Source organism: Helicobacter macacae MIT 99-5501, assembly GCF_000507845.1.
In the GTDB taxonomy this organism is placed as follows: domain Bacteria; phylum Campylobacterota; class Campylobacteria; order Campylobacterales; family Helicobacteraceae; genus Helicobacter_B; species Helicobacter_B macacae.
Genome location: NZ_KI669454.1, coordinates 435,031 through 454,405 on the forward strand (window position 1 = coordinate 435,031; position 19,375 = coordinate 454,405).

General features: G+C 41.1%; 17 protein-coding genes. 4 read left to right on the top strand and 13 right to left on the bottom strand.

The annotated features are described in order from the left end of the window. Nucleotides 1–235: 235 nt before the first annotated feature. The 12 genes from ychF to HMPREF2086_RS01925 form a co-directional block, all read right to left on the bottom strand. The gene (ychF, locus tag HMPREF2086_RS01870) at nucleotides 236–1,336 is read right to left on the bottom strand and encodes a redox-regulated ATPase YchF (protein ID WP_023927026.1); all 1,101 of its coding nucleotides are present in this window, start codon (nucleotides 1,334–1,336) and stop codon (nucleotides 236–238) included. A 61-nt stretch (nucleotides 1,337–1,397) separates the two neighbouring features. Continuing rightward, nucleotides 1,398–2,951, bottom strand: coding sequence for a leucyl aminopeptidase (locus tag HMPREF2086_RS01875; protein WP_023927027.1), 1,554 nt, complete (start codon nucleotides 2,949–2,951; stop codon nucleotides 1,398–1,400). A 51-nt stretch (nucleotides 2,952–3,002) separates the two neighbouring features. Beyond that, nucleotides 3,003–3,767, bottom strand: a complete 765-nt coding sequence (locus HMPREF2086_RS01880) for a DedA family protein (protein WP_023927028.1) — start codon at nucleotides 3,765–3,767, stop codon at nucleotides 3,003–3,005. Nucleotides 3,768–3,846: 79 nt separating this feature from the next. Continuing rightward, nucleotides 3,847–4,431, bottom strand: coding sequence for an adenine phosphoribosyltransferase (gene apt / locus HMPREF2086_RS01885; protein ID WP_023927030.1), 585 nt, complete (start codon nucleotides 4,429–4,431; stop codon nucleotides 3,847–3,849). Between the two features lie 21 nt (nucleotides 4,432–4,452). Next, complete coding sequence (locus HMPREF2086_RS01890) at nucleotides 4,453–4,791, bottom strand: hypothetical protein (RefSeq protein ID WP_023927031.1); 339 nt, start codon at nucleotides 4,789–4,791, stop codon at nucleotides 4,453–4,455. Between the two features lie 27 nt (nucleotides 4,792–4,818). Continuing rightward, a complete protein-coding gene (gene rpiB / locus HMPREF2086_RS01895; protein ID WP_023927033.1) occupies nucleotides 4,819–5,277 on the bottom strand; it encodes a ribose 5-phosphate isomerase B in 459 nt (152 codons plus the stop codon). A 52-nt stretch (nucleotides 5,278–5,329) separates the two neighbouring features. Further along, on the bottom strand, nucleotides 5,330–6,028 hold the full coding sequence (locus tag HMPREF2086_RS01900; RefSeq protein ID WP_023927035.1) for a site-2 protease family protein: 699 nt from the start codon (nucleotides 6,026–6,028) through the stop codon (nucleotides 5,330–5,332). Between the two features lie 474 nt (nucleotides 6,029–6,502). Then, on the bottom strand, nucleotides 6,503–7,681 hold the full coding sequence (gene ftsZ / locus HMPREF2086_RS01905) for a cell division protein FtsZ (protein ID WP_023927036.1): 1,179 nt from the start codon (nucleotides 7,679–7,681) through the stop codon (nucleotides 6,503–6,505). Nucleotides 7,682–7,694: 13 nt separating this feature from the next. Then, a complete protein-coding gene (gene ftsA, locus HMPREF2086_RS01910) occupies nucleotides 7,695–9,122 on the bottom strand; it encodes a cell division protein FtsA (RefSeq protein WP_023927038.1) in 1,428 nt (475 codons plus the stop codon). A 14-nt stretch (nucleotides 9,123–9,136) separates the two neighbouring features. Then, on the bottom strand, nucleotides 9,137–10,633 hold the full coding sequence (locus HMPREF2086_RS01915) for a peptidylprolyl isomerase (RefSeq protein ID WP_023927040.1): 1,497 nt from the start codon (nucleotides 10,631–10,633) through the stop codon (nucleotides 9,137–9,139). A gap of 307 nt (nucleotides 10,634–10,940) precedes the next feature. Continuing rightward, nucleotides 10,941–11,612: a YceI family protein gene (locus HMPREF2086_RS01920; RefSeq protein WP_023927042.1), complete on the bottom strand. Its 672-nt coding sequence runs from the start codon at nucleotides 11,610–11,612 to the stop codon at nucleotides 10,941–10,943. A 342-nt stretch (nucleotides 11,613–11,954) separates the two neighbouring features. Beyond that, nucleotides 11,955–12,569, bottom strand: a complete 615-nt coding sequence (locus tag HMPREF2086_RS01925) for a YceI family protein (protein WP_023927044.1) — start codon at nucleotides 12,567–12,569, stop codon at nucleotides 11,955–11,957. Between the two features lie 201 nt (nucleotides 12,570–12,770). On the opposite strand from HMPREF2086_RS01925, the gene tsaD reads away from it, so the two are divergent. Both tsaD and HMPREF2086_RS01935 read left to right on the top strand, forming a co-directional pair. Beyond that, nucleotides 12,771–14,180, top strand: coding sequence for a tRNA (adenosine(37)-N6)-threonylcarbamoyltransferase complex transferase subunit TsaD (gene tsaD / locus HMPREF2086_RS01930; RefSeq protein ID WP_023927046.1), 1,410 nt, complete (start codon nucleotides 12,771–12,773; stop codon nucleotides 14,178–14,180). A gap of 165 nt (nucleotides 14,181–14,345) precedes the next feature. Next, nucleotides 14,346–14,660, top strand: a complete 315-nt coding sequence (locus HMPREF2086_RS01935; RefSeq protein ID WP_023927048.1) for a thioredoxin family protein — start codon at nucleotides 14,346–14,348, stop codon at nucleotides 14,658–14,660. Nucleotides 14,661–14,977: 317 nt separating this feature from the next. On the opposite strand, the gene HMPREF2086_RS01940 is transcribed toward HMPREF2086_RS01935, so the two are convergent. After that, entirely contained in the window at nucleotides 14,978–16,993 is a 2,016-nt protein-coding gene (locus HMPREF2086_RS01940) for a chorismate-binding protein (protein WP_023927049.1), read from the bottom strand. A 162-nt stretch (nucleotides 16,994–17,155) separates the two neighbouring features. On the opposite strand from HMPREF2086_RS01940, the gene HMPREF2086_RS01945 reads away from it, so the two are divergent. Further along, a complete protein-coding gene (locus tag HMPREF2086_RS01945; RefSeq protein ID WP_023927051.1) occupies nucleotides 17,156–18,079 on the top strand; it encodes a DNA-methyltransferase in 924 nt (307 codons plus the stop codon). Nucleotides 18,080–18,340: 261 nt separating this feature from the next. Further along, the gene (locus HMPREF2086_RS01950) at nucleotides 18,341–19,372 is read left to right on the top strand and encodes an NAD(P)H-dependent glycerol-3-phosphate dehydrogenase (RefSeq protein ID WP_023927053.1); all 1,032 of its coding nucleotides are present in this window, start codon (nucleotides 18,341–18,343) and stop codon (nucleotides 19,370–19,372) included. Nucleotides 19,373–19,375 lie beyond the last annotated feature (3 nt).

The following is a 19,375-nucleotide window of genomic DNA, read 5'->3' on the forward strand; positions in this document are numbered from 1 at the left end:
CTACAATTTTATCATTTGGGGAGGGGCTTTTAAAGAGACAAGCCCTTTCCACCATAATTTTACATTTGGGGAAAGCTCAATATTTAACAAGAAAGAGTGATAGCTAGGAGTGTCGCCCTCATTTCTTATTGGTAGTATTCTTTATTCAGGCATTGCTAGCACCCTTTAATAGACTATCAAGCAAGTCTAATTTTTGCGCTTCAAAGCTAAATCTAATTTCGCGTAAAACGAAATATCACACATTAAAGCGGAAGTGCATCACATCGCCGTCTTGGACAATGTAGTCTTTGCCTTCGCTTCGCATTGCTCCCGCTTCTTTTGCTTTTGCTTCGCCTCCGTATTTGATGAAGTCCTCATAAGCGATTGTTTCCGCGCGGATAAAGCCTTTTTCAAAGTCGTTGTGGATTACCCCTGCGGCTTGCGGGGCTTTGCTCCCGTTTTTTATCGTCCAAGAGCGCACTTCTTGCACGCCAGCGGTGAAGTAGCTAATAAGCCCTAGTTTGCTAAAGCCCGTGCGGATAATCTGCTCTAGACCAGACTCCGCACAGCCCAAATCGCACAAAAACTCCGCTCTCTCCTCCTCGCTTAAGCCCACCATTTCCTCTTCGATTTTGGCGCATAGCTTTATCGTCTCAAAGCCTTGCTTCGCGCCATAGTCTCGCACCTTTTTGACATACTCGCTATCCTCGCTTAGCCCACTCTCATCGACATTTGCACCGTATATGACTTCTTTGGCACTTAGGAAACGCAACTCTTTGTTTAGAGATTCACACTCGTTTGTGGTAAAGTCTGCAAAGCTCCTAGCAGGCGAGTTTGTCTCTAAATGTGCCAAAAGTTTCTTTGCACATTGCAGAATCTTCCCCGCTTCCTTGCTCGCTTTTGCCTCACGCTCTAGCTTTGCTACGCGCTTTAGCAGTGTGGCTATGTCTGCCAAAATCAGCTCTAGCTCGATGATTTCTATGTCGCCTAGCGGGTCTATGCGGTTTTCTATGTGGGTGATGTCGCTGTCCTCAAAGCAGCGCACGATATGTAAAATCATATCCGCTTCTTTTATGTTTGCTAGAAATTGGTTGCCAAGCCCCTCGCCCTTGCTCGCTCCGCGCACAAGCCCAGCTATATCGACAAACTCGATTTGGGAGTGCAAAATCCGCTGTGGATTTACGATTTTTGCTAGCTCGTTTAGGCGCGAGTCAGGCACTTCAACTATGGCTTTGTTTGGCTCAATAGTGCAAAAGGGGTAGTTCGCGCTTTGGGCGTTTTGTGCTTTTGTGAGGGCGTTGAATGTGGTGGATTTGCCTACATTTGGTAGCCCTACGATTCCAATGGATAGTCCCATTTAGTTCCTTTTGGGGTTGGATTTAGCAAGTGCATTACTAGATTTTGGCTTTTTTGAGCTTTTAGCGTTTTTTAGATTTTGTGGCGTAGTGCTCTAGGATAAACTCCACACCCATACGCACACCCGCGCCACTTGCACCATAGGGGTTTATATCCCACTCTTTTTCTACAAATGCAGGTCCAGCTATGTCGATATGTAGCCATTTGTCTTTGTATTTTTCACGGATAAATTCGCCCAAAAACATTCCCGCACTTATCGCACCTCCATAGCGCGAAGAGGCGGCGTTGTTTACATCTGCGATTTTGGATTCTATGAGCTTGGCTATGTGCCTGTTGAAAGGTAGTCTTGCTACTAGCTCTCCACTTTGTAGTGCGGCACTTTCAAAATCCTCTTTTAGTTTTTCATTGTAGCCCATTATCCCACTTGTGTATTCGCCAAGCCCTACCACACAAGCCCCTGTGAGTGTGGCAAAATCTATAAGCACGGTAGGCTCTAAATCTTGGGCATAGCTTAGGCAATCTGCTAGGACTAGTCTTCCCTCTGCGTCTGTGTTTTTTACCTCGATAGTTACTCCCTCTCGCGAGATAAGTACATCATCGGGTTTGTAAGCATTTCCACCTATCATATTTTCGCTTGCACCTAGTATCGCTTCGACTTGCACCTGCGCTCCTAGCTTAGCTATGACATTTATGATACCTAGCACTGCGCAAGCACCGCTTTTATCGGCTTTCATTGTTGTCATATAATCAGCTGGCTTTAGGCTAAGCCCACCGCTATCATAAGTAAGCCCCTTGCCGACAAGCACGACTTTGGGGAGGTTTTTGGAGCTGTCTTTTGGTGTGTAGCTTAGGTGGATAAGTCGTGGGGATTTGTTTGAAGCGCGAGATACGGCTAAAAACGCACCCATTTTTTCTTTTTTTAGGTCTTCTTTTGTGAGGATTTTGCATTTGATTCCCGCACTTTGTGCGATTTCTTGAGATTTGGTAGCGAGATATTTGGGTGTGGCGATTTGTGGGGGAGTGTTTATCAAATCACGCACGAAATTTATGCTCTCTGCTAGAATCTTGGTTTTTTTGCACTCACGCGCTGCACTTGCTATATCAAGTTTGTCGCCTTTGAGTCCCTCGCTTGAGATGATGAGGTGCTTTAGGGTGCTATCTTTCTTTTTGGACTTAAACTCACTAAAGCTATATCCTCCAAGCAATGCACCTAGCACAAAATCTTTGTTTGCTCTCTCTTTGCTACCATAAAATCCTACCTTTGCACTCTCATAAGGGTAGTGCTTCAAAGTGCGGATAGCTATCGCTCCAGCTTCGCGCAAGTCCTCATCGCTTATATCGCCATTTTTTTGCGTGTCTATGGGGATATATAGTGTTTTTTGGCTTTGTAAAAAAAACGGCGAAGTGCCATCATAGCCAAAAGATTCTAGTGCTTTGGCATTTATCCAATCGTGTTTGGGCAGCTTAGATTTTTTGACAGAATCTTTTTGGGTGCTTTTTGTGGCGTCCTTTTTGGATTCTTTTGGCACAAGCACGATAGATACTTGGGCTTTGCCCTCGCCAATCTCGGTAAATTTTTTATCGATAAATTCGACATTTGGTATTTGGTTTCCCATTTTTTCTCCTTATTTTTGGTGTTTTATTTTTTATTATGTTTTTAGCAAAATCTAAGATTTTGCGTTTTTTGTGTCTTTGCTTTGGAGTTGCTTTTGGAGTTTGTCTATTTGAGTGTCGATTTTGCGTGTGCGGGAGTTGAAAAACCACAGCACACCACCCAAAAACGCTCCTGCAAGACATATAAAAATATAGGGGTGGCTTTTAAAAACTTGCAATATTTCCAAAATCTGCTCGCCCAAAAGCCACGCTATGGTAATAGTGATAGCTGCCCATATCCAAGCACTTAGCAGGTTTATGAGCGCGAATTTTAGTGCGTTGTAGCGCGTGATGCCTATGCTGATAGGGATAATAGTGCGCATACCATACATATATCGCTGTATAAAAATGATACTCCACCCGTATTTTTGCAATAGCAAGTGGGCAAGGGCTAGCTTGCGCCTTTGTGAGATGAGCTGCTTTTGGATATAGCCTTTGTTAAATCGTCCTATGTAGAAATAGATTTGGTCTCCTGCAAAGCCTCCAAGCCCTGCGACAAAGATTGCCAAAAAGACATTTAGATGTCCTGTGTGCGCTGCAATCCCTGCAAAAATCAGTCCTAGCTCGCCCTCTAGCACACTCCAAAAAAACAAAATCACATACCCCCACTTCTCCACATAAGTATCCCATATCTCAATGATTGCTTCTTCTAGTGAAAAATCACTTTTTTGCCCATAAAAAAGTAGCACTCCTAGTGCGATTAGTGCTATAAGCGAGAGGACAATACTTTTGGTGTGTGATTTTAGTTTGCTTAGGAGATTTTGGGCTAGGGTATTCATCGTGGATTCTTTCTGTTTGGTGGTTTGGTGTTTGGCTATGGCGAGCTTGGCTTTATTATTTTTGTTCTAGCTTTGCGGGCTATAAATCAAGCAGGACAAAGCTAGGAGATTCTAGCTTAGGACTAAATTCACTTTTTAGCGCGATTAAAAAGCAGGATTCTATCACTTCGCCACCTGCTTGCTTTACAAGCTGTATGCTTGCGTTTGCTGTGCCACCTGTAGCTAGCAAATCATCTACAAGTAGCACAAGTGCTGATTTGTATTCGCTAATGCTAGTGGGAGGATATGCCTTAAAGGCATCGGTGTGGATTTCTAGTGTGTCTGTGCCGTATTCTAGGGCGTAGTCTTTTTGGTAGGTTTTGCAAGGGAGTTTGCCTTTTTTGCGGATAGGGACAAACCCAATCCCTAGCGCGTAGGCTAGCGCACTGCCAAATACAAAGCCCCTAGATTCTATGCCGACAATGTGAGTAAGCCCTCTATCTTTGTAGCGAGCGCACAAAAAATCAATAAGCTGCCTAAAGCACTCTGCATTGCCCAAAATCGTAGTAATATCACGGAACATTATGCCTTTTTTGGGGTAGTCTGGGATAGAGCGCAAGCTAGATTTTAGCTTATCTTGCAAGTCTTGTAGTAAGGGGGTCTGGGTGGTGTGTGTATTTGGCATTGCGGATTCCTTATGCAGTGGCTACAAAAGAGCTTCGATTTTGGTTTCTAAGTCTTTGATTTTGGTTTTGTATTTGTCTGTTTCTACGCGATATTGGGAGTTTCTGTGCTTTAGGGATTTGATTTCGTTGCGAAGTGAGTTCATCTCTTGGGTCAAAATATCTATGTTTCCTAGTGCGCGCTGGAGCTGGAGCTGGTGCTTTTGGATAAGGATTTCAGCTTCTTGTAGGGTTAGCTTCATCGCTGCGGCATTGCGCTCTTCTTTTTGGGCTACGGATTTATAAAACATAGTCTTAGCAATCATATATAGCACAAATAGCACAAACACCGTGCCGATAAACCATTTAATTGCCAAATCCATTTTGCTTCCTTTGCTTGCTTGTTGCTTTTATTTGTCAAAATCCTCGATTTTGGCTACGCGCTGTGAGTGCCTCCCTCCCTCAAACTCGCTTGTAAAAAACGCTTCCAAAATCGACTCTACTTCACCCTCCCCACTTAGTCTAGCACCTAGACACAGCACATTTGCGTCATTGTGCGCTCGCGTGATATGCGCCATATACGCGCTTGTGCAAAGTGCGGCGCGAATCCCTACAAAGCGATTCGCGCTTATGCTCATACCTATCCCGCTACCACACACCAAAATCCCATATTTTTTTTGATTTTCTTGCTCGCATTCTAGCATTTTTTTGCACAGCTTTTGTGCCAAATCTGCATAATCTGCGCGATTAGGACTATCTACGCCTAAGTCAATAAGCACTTCACCTTTTGCGCTAAAGTAGTCTTTGATAAACTCTTTTAGTCCAAATCCTGCGTGGTCTGAAGCGATATAGATTGTGCACTCTTGCATTGACTACCTTATCTTGCTTTATCGTCTCTAATCGTTTTAAACATTTTGGCTATCAGCCACCAAGTAGAAACATAAGCAAAATTTTAGCAGGATAAAATATAACATTTGCCAAATAAGGCACAAATAATATGCCAATGATGATAAACATACCAAATGGTGCGATTGTTTGCAAAAATCTGGCAAGTGCGATAAGCCTAAACTTTAGTGCACCAAAAAGAAGCACTTGTGAGCCATCTAGTGGTGGGATTGGTAGGAGGTTGAAAACGCATAGTATGACATTGTATTTGATAGTGGCGATGAGAAAAAATGCTATGCTTAGGAGTAAAATCCCATCTATCTCATCAAAAGCTCCACTAAAAAGTAGCAAAGAAGCAAGTAGTGCTAGGGCTAGATTGTAGCTAACTCCTGCAAGGGCGACACCACAAGCCGCGCCATATCCACGATGAGCGATGATGAGGGGGATATTTACAGGCACGGGCTTTGCCCAGCCAAATAGAAATGGAGCGTTTGTAAAAAGCAAGATAGAGGGTAAAATCACACTACCGAGCAAATCTATGTGCTTTATGGGGTTTATCGATAGTCTGTCCTCACGCTTAGCGGTGTCATCGCCATAATGATATGCCACAAGTCCGTGCATAATCTCGTGTCCTATTATCCCCACCAAAAGAGCGCATACACTTGCGGATATTTGCAAGGACTTTTCCACAGAATCAAAGGAATCAAAAAAATGAGAAAAATAAGAAAAATCCATAAAAAGCCTTTTTAGATTTTAAGTAGATTTTGTGTTTTGTGAGGTTTTGGATTTAGCGTTTTTAGATTTTGTTTTGCGTGATTGTTTTTTGTGTTTTTCTTGCGTATTTATTGTGGCGAATTTCCAAAAAGTGAATTATATCTTAAAAATGTAAGCGTGATAAGGGTAGGCAAGATTTGACAAGATTTGAAATGCCAATATTTTCAATGCTATAAGGGGTAAGAATCCTATGTGGACAAAAGCATAAAATGGCAAATTTCTTCTCACTTTTTTGTTTGTCAAATGCCATAAAATCTCGGCAAGAATTTGTAATATTTGTGCGAGATTTGTGAAAATGAGCTAAGTAAGCCAAAAACAAGCAAAATCAAATATGCTATTGCAAAAACTGCACAACTATGAAGCAACTCTAAGGGTGGTGCAAGCACTACTGCGCAGGAGCTAAAGCGCAAAAAGGTGCTTGCGTGCTTTTTACACTTAGTCTTTTTGATGCCTCATAAATGTAGGCTTATCTAAATCTATTGCTTCTATGTCGCCACCGCTTACAAGCAATAATTGACTCAAATCAAATTCATTTTGCGGTTCTTTTTTTGTAGTTGTGGCTTCCTTTGTAGAATTTGTCGCATTTGTGGCGGTTGTTGATTCGTTATGTAGGCTTGAGGTTATGGGCTTTGAAAATCCTGTGGCAATGATTGTTACGCGGACAAAATCATCTTTCTTGCCCTCATCATAGTGTGTGCCCTCAATCACTTCTGCTTCCTCATTGTTGATAGCTTCTCTTATGAATTGAGTCGCTTCATCAAGGTTTAGCAGTGGATAGTTTGGGTTTATGTCATAGCAGACTATCGCACCTTTGGCATTTGCTATGGAGAGGTTGTCAAGCAGGGGGGAGTTTATCGCGTTGCGCACGGCGTCTATGCAGGCATTATCCCCGCTTGCTTCGCCGATACTCATAAGGGCTAGTCCTTGCCCGCTTATAGTCTTTTTTATGTCGGCAAAATCCACATTTATATCATCTGCGCCATTATTTAGGATTACGCTAGATAGTCCATTTGCAGCGTTTATAAGGACTTTGTTTATGAGGGTATAGGCCTCTTTTGCACCTGTGTTTTTACTGATGACAGAGAGGATTTTTTGATTTGGCACGACTATGAAAGAATCACAGATTTTGCTAAGGGATTCTAGCCCAGATTCTGCGCGTCTTTGGCGAGGTTTGTTCTCACGCAAAAATGGCTTAGTAGCGATAAGAACTGTAAGTGAGCCAAGCTCTTTTGCGATTTTGGCTACCACAGGTGCTGCACCTGTGCCTGTGCCACCGCCAAGCCCTACACAGATGATAACCATATCAGAGCCCTCCAAACTTTTCCTAATCTCATCTCTGCTTTCTTGTGCGGCTTTTTCGCCAACTTCATCATCTGCGCCTGCACCTAGCCCTGAAGTGGTTTTTGCACCTAGCTGGATTTTTAGTGGCACAGAAGAGGCGTTTAGGGCTTGCACATCGGTATTTGCTATGATGATTTTCAAGTCTTCGTGTGCGCCTTGATTATACAAATCTGTAACCATATTTGAGCCACCACCACCTACGCCGATTATGGTGATTTTTGGTCCATTCTGAGGAGTGATTTCTTGGATTTCTTTGATGTCTATGTCTGCCATTGCGTGTCCTTTCTTAGAATAGTTTATCTGCAAAATCTGTTATGCGACTTTTTGTTTTTTCCCAAAAGCCACCTTTTTTTTGCATTCGGTATTGTTCTTGTATAGTGCGCCTTTCTTTGTCCTCAAGTAAATCCTCCTTTAAGTCCGTTAAATCCGTGCTTCTTATACTCACGCCCTCATAAGCACCATAGCCACCTTGCGGGTGAAATGAGGGGATTTCATTGACTTCTTCTAATCTCCTAGATTCTTTGTAGCAGATATTTCCTTTAGAGTCTTTTTCGTAGTTGGTGTATTTGCCCGCTCCATACCATATAAGCCCAAGAACCGCCGCATACGCTGGATTGCGCAATTCATCAAAAAGACCGGGCATCTCTATGGGCTTAGAAATGCGTGTTGGGATTTTTTGAAAAATCAACTTGCTTGCAATGTCTTTTATACCATTTAGTTGTATCATTCCGCCTGTTAGGACTATGCCCGCTCCTAGACTATCTCTAAGTCCGCTTTTTTCGATGTATTGTCTTAGTATGCCAAAAGTCTCTACTACGCGCTGTCTCATCACTTCTTGAGCTTTGTTAAGCGAGGCAAAGTGCACTCCCTCATCAGCACCCACAGATGGCACTTCTATGCGTCTATCCTCCTCATTGGATATGAGATTTCCATAAGTGATTTTGACTTCTTCAGCAGCGGCTGGCTTGGTGTTTAGCCCCATAGCTAAGTCTGTGGTTATGTTGTGCGAGCCTACGCCTAAGTAGCTATTAAACCGCATAGCATTGCCCTCGTGCACCATAATCTCACAAGTATTACCACCCATATCAATGCAGGCTACACCTAGCTCTTTTTCATCATCGCTTAGCACGCTGATAGAAGCTGCATAGCTAGAAAGCACAAGATTTTCTATCTCAACACCTGCTAGATGAATGGTTTTTTTGAGATTTTCTAGGCTGGATTTTTGTGCTATTACGATATGGACAAACACTTCTAAGCGACTACCTGTCATACCCATAGGGTCTTGGATATAGTCTTGTCCATCGAGCTTGAAGCGATAGGGCAAGACATGCAAAATCTCAAAATCTGGTGGGATTCCGGGGTGGGGAGTGTTATACACGGCGTTTGCTATTGCTTTGCCAATCTCTTTTATGGTGATTTCCCCCTCTTCTATGTTATACACGCCAGAGCTTTGCAAGCTCCTAGTGTATGCGCCCGAAACGGACACGATAGCTTTGTTTAGCATATCTGTTTCAGCTTGACTTTTGGCATAGTCTATGGCTGATTTTATCGCTTTGCTGGCTAGCTCAATATTTACGATAAGCCCTTTTCTTACACCTTGCGAGCGTTGATTACCCATACCGATGATATATGGGGTGTTGTCCTCCTTGACATCGGCTATGACGGCGCAAATCTTGCTAGAGCCTATGTCAATGCCTAATATATGTCGTCCCAATGTGTCCTCCTACCCTAAATATAACGCTTTATGGTGTATTTACTTCGCAAAAAATCTGATACGAGATTTAACACGGAATCAATTTTTCTATCGCTTGCGATTATATCTATGGCTTGAGAATCGCTAAAAGGCAATACCTTTTGGCTAGCAATGCGGAACAAAAACGCATTTTCCCCGATGATAGCGTAGCTTGGATTTTGCTTGGCTTGATAAATCGCTTGCAACAACGCCATAGAAGTGTAAAAATCAAATCCTGCTATGCTGAAATTTTGATTTTGATTTAGCTCGGTGATAGAAAATCTCACAGGGACATTCCTACCCTTAAATGTGCTAAGCCTGCTTTGTGCGAGGTTTGTTAGCTTTTGGTTTAGCTCTTTTGCTTTGTATTCTTTGGAAATTTGTGAGCGCACTTCATCATAAGGCTTTGTCTTTGGGGGATTTTTGGCAAGAATCTTTAGCGTGATGAAGTCATCTCCTAGCTCAATGGGTTTGATAGTAGTGCCTACACCGTTTGATTTTAGGGCGTTTAAAACTTCCTCGCTATATTCGCCCGAATCCTCTGAAATAACTAGTTTTTGGGCATTATCTATCACAGAATCTTTGTTTGCCTTTTTTAGATGGGCGGTGGATTTTAGTGCTTCACTCTTTGCCTGTTGCTTTTGGTAGGCACTTATGACTTGTGGCTTTATCTCATCGCTCATATTCTCGCCATTTGCGATATAGTTTTTGGCATAGAAGTCTTGCAAATCTTTGTCGGTGTAGGGCTGCTTGGCAGATTTTGTGGTAATAGCTAGGACTTCATAGCTTGGGGCGGTTTGGTAGTTTTGCGCGTTTTGTTCGTAGTATTTTTTTAGGCTTGTTTCATCTACGCTTACAGATACGCTACTTGCTGGGATAACTTCTAGCTCGACATTATCAGCTATGCCCTCTAGTGCGAAAAACAATGTTTGCTTTTCTAGTGGGGTGGCGATATTTGGGACTTCAAATTGATTTTGGGGGAGATTTGGAAATAGCAGGACAAAGATTTTTTGAGATAGCAAGTCATTGCGCACTTGCTCTTCAAATTCTCTTTTGCTTACGCGCTCTTGGGAGAGATAGTTATCATAAGATTCTAGTGAAAACTCGCCGTCTTTGTGGAAAAACTCAATGCTTTTGATGACATTCATCACTTCCTCATCGCTTATGCGAAGTCCTAGCTCTAGGGCATAGTTGCGGATAAGGGCATTTGATATGAGGTTTTCTAGGACTTGCCCTTGCAGATTGATACTTTGGGCTTGGGCTTCATCGAAGTTCCCGCCTCTTTTTTGTAGCTCCATTTGGAAAGCCTGCTGATAAGTTGTCGAAAATTCGCTTTTGCTAATAGAGATTTTGCCCACCTTTGCCACAGAATCCGCGCCAAGTGAGTAGTCCGCAGTCCCCCACATAACGCCGCCAGCACCGATGAATGCAATAGCACTTATCCAAATTGTTACAACAAGCCATTTACGATGTTTTTGCATCCACTCAATCATTTGCAAATCCTATCCCACGCCTAAAATTTGGGGCATTATAACAAAAATTGTGTAATGTATGCGAAAAATTGGGCGAAAAATTGCGATAAATAGGCGAAATCTTTATTTTTTAATCCGTGATTTTGTGAGAAAAATTTTTGCACTTAAAAAATGCACAAAAAAGCAACAAAAAGTTAAGAAATAGCAGATATGTGGATAGTCAAAGATTTTGCTAGAATCTTTACGCGCTTAAATGCTGCATAATCGCCATTTAGTCATAAAAACAACTAAATGCAGATTCTAGCAAAGGTTTTAAAGTTTGGTAGGCTTAGTCGTGGCTTTCGTGTGCGCCGATTTCGATATATATTTCGATTTCATCTTTGAGCGTTGCTTCAAAGGTGCTATCGCTTTCTATGCCGAAATCCTTGCGATTAACCTTGCCTTTTAGCTCAATGTTGATGAACTTTTTTTGCTTCATCGGGTCTTCTACGGGTCCATTTAGCTCATAGTCAAACACGACAGATTTTGTAACGCCACGAAGTGTCAAATCTGCAGTTAGCTTGTGCCCTTTGACAGATTTCATCACAAATTTACCTGTGGGGAATTTTTCGACATTTAGAAAATCTTGGCGTAAATGGTCATCGCGTTTTTGATTTTTGGTATCAATAGATTTCATTTCCATTTCGCCATTTAGCACTTTTAGTGTCCTTGATTTTTCATCAAAATCCACATTGCCATTATAAGTGCTAAAATTCCCTTTTGTCTTGTTTATCAGCATATACACTGCTTGAAATTCAAGATTTGAGCGCGCCTTATCGATTTTGTATGGTTTTGCTTCGACAAAAGAAGCACCTAGCGTGAGAAGTGAGCCAAATACGATAGCTACGCTTAGGTAAGGTTTTGCTACGCATTTGAGGTGGGTAAGGTAAGTTTGCAAGCCGTTATACAAACGATTGCAAAAGCCACTGCAAAAGTCGCTGTGAGATAGGAAGTGTGTCATTGTCCATCCTTTTAGTATTGTTGTCTCTTGGGAGTATTTAGAGATAGGCTGGATTCTAACCAATGCAAATAAATAAAGCAATAATAACTTTAGTAAAATGTATTTTATTAAGATTTTGTAGGCATACAAGGCGTTTTATGGAGAATGTTTGTGTTTTTAGGCAGATTTTTGCGTGGAGAATCTTTGTATGAGCGCGTGAGATTGTAGGGGAGAACCAAAGCCAATAACGATAAATAAAGATAAAACAAGCAGAATCTAGCCAAACTAGATTCTGCAAAATTATAAAAAAAACTCTAAAGTGAAACCTAAGTAAGCAAAATCATAAAGCTACTATAAAAGCCACTATTGTGCTTGAGCTTCGATTTGGATACTTACTTTGACTTCTTCGCCGACACTTGCATTAGAGGTGTCTTTGCCCACTTCAAAGTCTTTTCTGTTTAGTTTGCCCTCTAGCTTGATAGCAATCATTTGTTTTTTGCTGTGCTCATTTTCCACAGGTCCTTTTACCTCATAGTCAAAGACGACAGGCTTTGTTATCCCACGGATTGTTATATCTGCGGTAAGTTTTTTGCCCTTTATAGATTTCATCTCAAGTGTAGCTTTTGGGAATTTTTTGACATCAAAAAAATCTGGCTTTCTTAGATGCTCATCACGCCCTTTGTTGTTTGTATCTACACTTTTGGTGTTTATCTCGCCTTTTAGTGCAGTTAGAGTTTTTTTGGCAGGGTCAAAATCAATGCTTCCATCAAACTCATTAAACGCGCCTTTGACTTCACTAATTACCATATGTGATAGGCTAAAGCCTACGCTTGAGTGTGCTTTATCCACCGCATAAGGAGCAGCATTTGCTATGCCCATACTTAGCGCGATAACAGAGCCAAAAAGCAGTGTCTTGCTTAGTAAGCTAGAAAATCCTCTTGCATTTGCAAGTGTTTTTGTGTGTGGAATGTTTGACATTGTGTGTCCTTTGTGAAAGTAGATTTCCTTACGCGGATTTGGCATAAAGATTGGGCTAGATTCTAGCCAAAAAAGTTAATCAAATATCTAATATTTACATTTTGTGAGATTCATTTAATGCTTGTGTTGTGTGGGGCTTAAAAAGTTTTTGATATAATTTTGGGCTAGCAACCACAAATAATCATAATAAAGCGATAAAAAATGCCTACAAAAAAAACAAATAAAGCAAAGCAAAATCCACAACAAATCTCACAAAATCCACAGGATTTGGCACAAAAACTTACGCAAAATTCTTTAGATTCTGCTTCAAGCAAGGCTAGCAAAAATCTAATTCTAAGCATAGAGAGTAGCTGTGATGATAGCTCTCTAGCCCTAACTGACATAGACACTTACGCCCTCATCTATCATCGCAAAATCTCCCAAGAACGCGCGCATAATCTCTATGGTGGCGTAGTCCCAGAGATTGCTTCAAGGCTACATTGCGAGTCTTTACCACTTGTGCTAGCAGATATGAAAGCATTTTTATCAGGCGGGGGCGAAATTTCGCGCGAAAGTGATTCGTGCGAAAATGATTTGTGCGAGGATTTGCGTGGTAAGAATCCATTTGGTGCGATTAGGGCTATTGCTATCACTACGCAACCCGGACTATCTGTAAGCCTGCTTCAAGGGCTAATGATGGCAAAAACGCTATGTGCTAGCCTAAATGTCCCCATAATCAGCGTAAATCACTTAATCGGGCATTTCTACTCGCTTTTTATAGGCAAAAGCTATGCTACGATGCCGATGAGTGTGCTACTTGTATCAGGTGGGCATACACAGATTTTGGAAGCAAATCGTGCCGATGAATTTGTCGTAGTGGCAAGTAGCAAAGATGATAGTTTCGGGGAGTGCTTTGACAAAGTCGCAAAGATGCTAAATCTTGGCTATCCGGGGGGAAGTATCATAGAGCAATACGCCAAAAAACACGAAAAAATCGCAAAATCAAAAGAAGCAAATGCAAAAAACAGCTTGAATCAAGGCGATGATTTGTGCGATTTGTCCCCACTGCCTCTGCCACTAAAATCTAGCAAAGAACTAGCCTTTAGCTTTTCAGGGCTAAAAAACGCTACGAGGCTACTTATCCAGTCGTTTTTGGACTCTCACGCTAGTGGCGCAACAAGCGACACAAAATCAAGCACAAGAACAAAATCTAGCTTGGATTTTGCTTCAAGCCATACTTCAAGTCCTGCTCGCACGCTAGATAGAGAGAATATCCTTAGCGAGCGTGAGATAGCTCATATCTGTGCTTCTTTCCAAGAGGCTGCTATATCTCATATTTGCGATAAGCTCACGCGCTATTTTGTGCAAAAGCTGGAGCAAAATCAGCCTGTGCAAACGCTAGGAATCGTAGGCGGTGCAAGTGCGAATCTAGCATTGCGAAGCGCGATTTTGGATATTTGTGAGAGATATGGGGCAAATCTTATCCTAGCTCCACTTGAGTTTTGCTCTGATAATGCTGCGATGATAGGCAGAGCGGGCATAGAGGAATATCTAGCGGGGAATTTTAGCGATGTTAATTCTTTGGAGATTTCCCCGCGCAATGAATGCCCTCATCTAAAGATTATGACTTAAAAGCAGGGCAAGATTTATAGCAATATAACAAAGTTACAAAATCATTATCAGCATTTGGTAGAATTTTTAGGTGCGATAAAAATTTTTGCGCAAGAGAAAAGTTTGCGCAAAAATAAAAATTAAAAGAATTTGCACATAAAAAATTTACAAAAAAAGGAAAAAACAATGATAAAAGCAACAAAACAAGATTTTGCTAGCAAAATCGCAGATGGACTTTGTGTGATAGAGATGAGTGCGAGTTGGTGTCCTGATTGTGTGAGGATTAAGCCTATTATGGAGGATTTGGAAGCGCGCTATCCTAGCGTGCGCTTTGTGCTACTAGATTTTGATAGCAATATAGAGCTAAAAGAGGAGCTAGAGATTTATAAAATCCCTACGCTGATTTTTTATAAAAATGGCAAGGAAGTGGGCGAGCGACTTATCGAGCCAAGTAGCAAAATCCCTATCCAAAACGCACTTGAAGCATTGTGTAAGGATTAGGATTTTGGTTTTTTTGCTTTTTATGTATGTGGAAATGTTTATGGGCGAGAGATAAAAAACTACTTGTATTTTTTGGCGTGCGCAGTGCAATAAAGCGCGAGAATCAAAAAATCAAATAGATTGCTACGAATTTTACGAGCCAAATTCTCGCAATGATAGGAAATATTGTCATCTTAAGGGCGGAAATATCTTTACAAAATCAAATAGAGATATTTCGCTATCGCTCAATATGACAAGCAAATCGTCATTGCGAGGCGATTTGCAAAATCGCAGAATCAATCTACCAAAAACAAAATCCACCAAAATCTAAGCAAATCTTAAAAAAGCCTCACTTCTTGCACTCCACGCACCGAATTTATGCAAAATATTTTTTGCGCGTTTTGAATGTCTTTTAGCGTTAGAGATTTTTCGTGCAGTATTTTAGAGTTTATGAAATTATCACGCAAGACACCATTTAGCAAACCACTTTTTGTGCTTGGTGTATAAAGCACATTATTTTGCAAAATCGCTACATTGCTTCTGCTACCCTCGCACACTTCGCCCATCTCATTTAGATAGATGAAGTCAAAGACTTTGTTTTGCTTGCTCGGAATTTGCGTAAAATGCGCTCGCAAAGTGCTTTTGTGATATAGTGCGTCATTTCTAGATTCTAGTTTGTTTTTTGCGATTTTTATCGTGCGTGATTGTATCGGCTTAAAAGGCAAAGTCTCTAGCCTTACTTTGCCGTTTTTGTATAGCAAAACTCGCAAAATCTGCTTTTGATTTTCTGCATTTCTGCATTTTTGTCCTAGTGTTTTTAGCACTTTTGGTGGTAAGTTTTCCCACCCATTTTTGCAATCACAAGGACTAAAATCCATAAATTTATCTATAAAATTACTCGCATTTTTTATTAGCTCCACACTTTGTTTTTGATTACAAGATTCTAGCCCAAAAAGTCGCTCTAAATTTGCCGTATCAAACCCTAGCTCTTTTGCGCTTTTTGTGATTCTGCCTAAATGTGAAGCTAGCAAAAAAGCACGATTTTGTTTTATGAGTATTGTTTCTATAAGCGCGAAATTTTCTGTATTTTCCAAAAATTTTGATTTTAGCTCTAGTTCGGCAATTTCCTCATCACACACAGAGTCCCACACCACGCCACTTCCTACACCATATCGCCATTCTTTTTGGGATTGAAGCGCAAATAGCGTGCGAATACTTACACTAAAAGTCGCTTCTTTTTGCCCTATCACGCCTATCGCACCGCAGTAGATTTCCCGCTTTCTTTTTTCTAGCCTCTCTATGATTTGGGTGCTTGATTTTTTGGGTGCGCCACTGATACTTCCGCAGGGAAATAGTGCGCGAAAGATACTATAAAGTAGATTTTGCTTTGAGCGTTTTTGCTTAGATTTTTTGTGTGTTTTTGGAATGTCTAAAATTGTGCTTTTTTCTAATGTCGCGCTTATCTTTGAAGTCATTTGATGAAGTGTTTTGTAGGTTTTTATTTGCAGGAGTTTGTAGGATAGATTTTTGGCGATTTTATGCAAATCATTTCGCAGTAAATCCACAATCATTATATTTTCAGCGATGTTTTTTTTGTCCTTAGCTAGTGCTTTTTTGTTTGCTTTATCTTTGATTTTATCAGCGTTTCTAGGCATAGTGCCTTTCATCGGCTCGACTATGATTTTGCACTCCTTTTTGTGATGTTTGAGGGCGAAAAATAGCTCTGGGCTAAATGAGCAAATCTCTACAAAAGGCGTGTGCAAATATGCTTTATACTTGGTGTTTTGTCGTGGAGTAAGTAAGAAAAATATTTCTTTGCCATTTAGATGAGTGCTTAGTCGCATTTCTTGGGTGTAGTTGATTTGGTAAGAGTTACCATTTTTTAGCTCATTTTTTATTGCGCTAAAGTCCTTTGCATATCGCTCTTTGTCGATAGAGTGCGTAATAGTTGGCAGAAATTTGGCGTAAGAATTTTTGTGGTATTTTGCTTTTATTTCTGCTAGCTTTTTTCTTTTGGCAAAAAGTCGAAAGTGAAGCAAGGGTAGGCTAGAGTCCGCACGATAAAAGCTAGAATCCGCACTAGATTTTACACGACAATCCCTACTAAAATCCCCACTAGAATCTTTTGCTTCTATCCCGCACTCTAAATATTCTAAGATTCCAAGCTCATAGCTTACATATCCTACAAAGTAGCTATTTTTGTGCTTTTTTAGCTCATTTTCTATTTGCCTAAAGGCATTTTTTGCTTGTGATTTTTCATCACAGCAAATATCTAAAATCGGCTTGTAATATAGGTATTTCCCAAATATATAAAACTCGCCATATTTCTTTTGTATCTTTTCTAAATCTACCAAAACCACGCTCCCAAAATCTCTAAATATTTTTGCAAAAATAGAAAGAAAATTTTACTCTACTTTTTGCGTTTTGTTTGCATTTTGATACCTTGTTTAAGTGATTTTGCTTATAATGCTTTGCCACAATTTGTTTTATAAATTTGCTTTTTAAGGATACGCACAATGCAAGAAAAATCCCCCAAAAACAAAACCATAAACACCACACTTGAAGAGGGACAAGCCTTTTTTGCTCGCACCAAGCGCGTATCCACACCGCAAAAAGACATAAGCCAAATCCTAGATTCTACCATTTGTGGCGATATTTTTACCATTGCGCCATTTTTGCCACGCAAAAGTGTGGATTTGCTTATCGCTGACCCGCCTTACAATCTCACAAAATCTTTCAACGGCAAAATATTTTCAAAAAAAAAGCATAGCGAATATGAGTCCTACACAAGGCAATGGCTAGAAGCAATAAAGCCATTGCTAAAAGACACGGCTAGCGTGTATGTCTGCTGTGATTGGCGTAGTAGTCTTATCATTGGCAATGTGCTAGATGAGATTTTTACCCTTAGAAATCGTATCACTTGGCAGAGAGAAAAAGGACGCGGCGCGGCGACTAATTGGAAAAACGGCTTAGAGGATATTTGGTTTGCCACTTGTGGAGAGAGCTATACCTTTAATCTAGAATCTGTAAAAATCCGCAAAAAAGTCCTAGCCCCTTATAAAGAAAACGGCAAGCCAAAAGATTGGGTGCAAAGTGAGAGCGGCAACTATCGTGATACTTGCCCGTCAAATTTTTGGGGTGATATTACTATCCCTTTTTGGTCGATGAGTGAAAACACAGCCCACCCCACTCAAAAGCCAGAAAAGCTACTAGCTAAAATTGTGCTAGCCTCATCAAATGAGGGCGATATAGTGCTTGACCCATTTGCAGGGAGTGGTAGCACAAGCGTGGTGGCAAAAAAGCTAAAGAGACATTTTGTGGGGGTAGAGATAGAGGAGAGGTATTGCTCTTGGATAGAGCAGAGATTAGAAAATGCTAAATCTAATCCAAAGATTCAGGGCTATGAAGATGGAGTATTTTGGGAGCGCAATTCTAGGTAGTTTTGTGATTTGGTAGTTCTGCGATTTTGCTTGGCTAAGATTTTAAGCTAAAGGCATAAAAAGCATATTTAGAGGTTTGTAACCTCTTTTTTGTATATATTTTTAGGTTTGGTGGCGATTCTTGCATATCATTTAATCAAACATTTTACAATTTTGACTTTGCTTTGCCAAAGCCTTACTAAAAGTTTTGCCAAAATGACAAAACAACACAAATGATAAACACGCTACAACTTCATTGGGACTTTGCTTAAGGATACTTAAATGCCACCTAAAAAATCCACAAAATCTACCCCCGCAGAATCTAGCGCAAAATCTAACTTGCAAGATTGCCAAAAAGATACGCGAGAAGATATTGCACACACTTCGCTACATTCCCCCGCACAAGTGAGTGTATGCGGTGGTGGCGCGTGGGGAAGTGCGCTAGCTTATGCGCTATCCCATAGCACAGATGTGCATATCGCCTCAAGGCGCACACTTGCTTTGCCAAGTGATACACCTTGCCAAATCCTCCAAGTAGATTGTGCTAGTGCGCTATCATCACACTTTGTCATCATCGCCATTAGCACGCCAAACTTGCGCAAGTGGCTTAGCTTGCAGAGTAAATTTTTGCAACCAAGCACGAAATATCTTTTTGCTTCAAAGGGCATAGAGGAGGGAAGTGGAGCGTTTGTGCATACAATCGCGCTAGATTTTATCCCTAAGGAAAATCTAGCGTTTTTAAGTGGTCCTAGTTTCGCTGCTGAAGTGAGGGCTAAGCTGCCTTGTGCGCTTGCTATACACGCATATAATGATGAGGTGGCAAAGGATTTTGCTAAGTTTTTCCCTAGCTTTATCAAGCCCTACACAGGAGGAGATGTCATCGGTGCAGAGGTAAGTGGCGCGTATAAAAATGTGCTTGCAATCGCGGGCGGAATCTGTGATGAGCTAAAGCTAGGGCACAATGCAAAAGCAGCACTTCTAGCGCGAGGGCTTATTGAAATGGAGCGATTTGGGCGGTATTTTGGCGGGGAGAGCAAGACATTTTTGGGACTAGAGGGGGCGGGGGATTTGTTTTTGAGTGCTAATTCTACCCTTTCGCGCAACTATCGCGTGGGTGTGGGGCTAGCTCAAGGCAAAGATATAGATAGCATACTATGCGAGCTAGGCGAAGTCGCAGAGGGGGTTCGCACAGCTTATGCTATACAAGGCATAGCAAAAAAGCACGATATTTACACACCTATCGTAAATGAAGTGGTGGGGATACTACAAGGTAAATCCTGCAAAGAGGGAATCTTAAGCCTTATGAGTAGATAGCGG

Coding starts and splice junctions, on each gene's coding strand:
- ychF (WP_023927026.1), bottom strand. CDS start 1,336: ATGGGACTATCCATTGGAATCGTAGGGCTACCAAATGTAGGCAAATCC.
- HMPREF2086_RS01875 (WP_023927027.1), bottom strand. CDS start 2,951: ATGGGAAACCAAATACCAAATGTCGAATTTATCGATAAAAAATTTACC.
- HMPREF2086_RS01880 (WP_023927028.1), bottom strand. CDS start 3,767: ATGAATACCCTAGCCCAAAATCTCCTAAGCAAACTAAAATCACACACC.
- apt (WP_023927030.1), bottom strand. CDS start 4,431: ATGCCAAATACACACACCACCCAGACCCCCTTACTACAAGACTTGCAA.
- HMPREF2086_RS01890 (WP_023927031.1), bottom strand. CDS start 4,791: ATGGATTTGGCAATTAAATGGTTTATCGGCACGGTGTTTGTGCTATTT.
- rpiB (WP_023927033.1), bottom strand. CDS start 5,277: ATGCAAGAGTGCACAATCTATATCGCTTCAGACCACGCAGGATTTGGA.
- HMPREF2086_RS01900 (WP_023927035.1), bottom strand. CDS start 6,028: ATGGATTTTTCTTATTTTTCTCATTTTTTTGATTCCTTTGATTCTGTG.
- ftsZ (WP_023927036.1), bottom strand. CDS start 7,681: ATGGCAGACATAGACATCAAAGAAATCCAAGAAATCACTCCTCAGAAT.
- HMPREF2086_RS01915 (WP_023927040.1), bottom strand. CDS start 10,633: ATGATTGAGTGGATGCAAAAACATCGTAAATGGCTTGTTGTAACAATT.
- HMPREF2086_RS01920 (WP_023927042.1), bottom strand. CDS start 11,612: ATGACACACTTCCTATCTCACAGCGACTTTTGCAGTGGCTTTTGCAAT.
- HMPREF2086_RS01925 (WP_023927044.1), bottom strand. CDS start 12,569: ATGTCAAACATTCCACACACAAAAACACTTGCAAATGCAAGAGGATTT.
- tsaD (WP_023927046.1), top strand. CDS start 12,771: ATGCCTACAAAAAAAACAAATAAAGCAAAGCAAAATCCACAACAAATC.
- HMPREF2086_RS01935 (WP_023927048.1), top strand. CDS start 14,346: ATGATAAAAGCAACAAAACAAGATTTTGCTAGCAAAATCGCAGATGGA.
- HMPREF2086_RS01945 (WP_023927051.1), top strand. CDS start 17,156: ATGCAAGAAAAATCCCCCAAAAACAAAACCATAAACACCACACTTGAA.
- HMPREF2086_RS01950 (WP_023927053.1), top strand. CDS start 18,341: ATGCCACCTAAAAAATCCACAAAATCTACCCCCGCAGAATCTAGCGCA.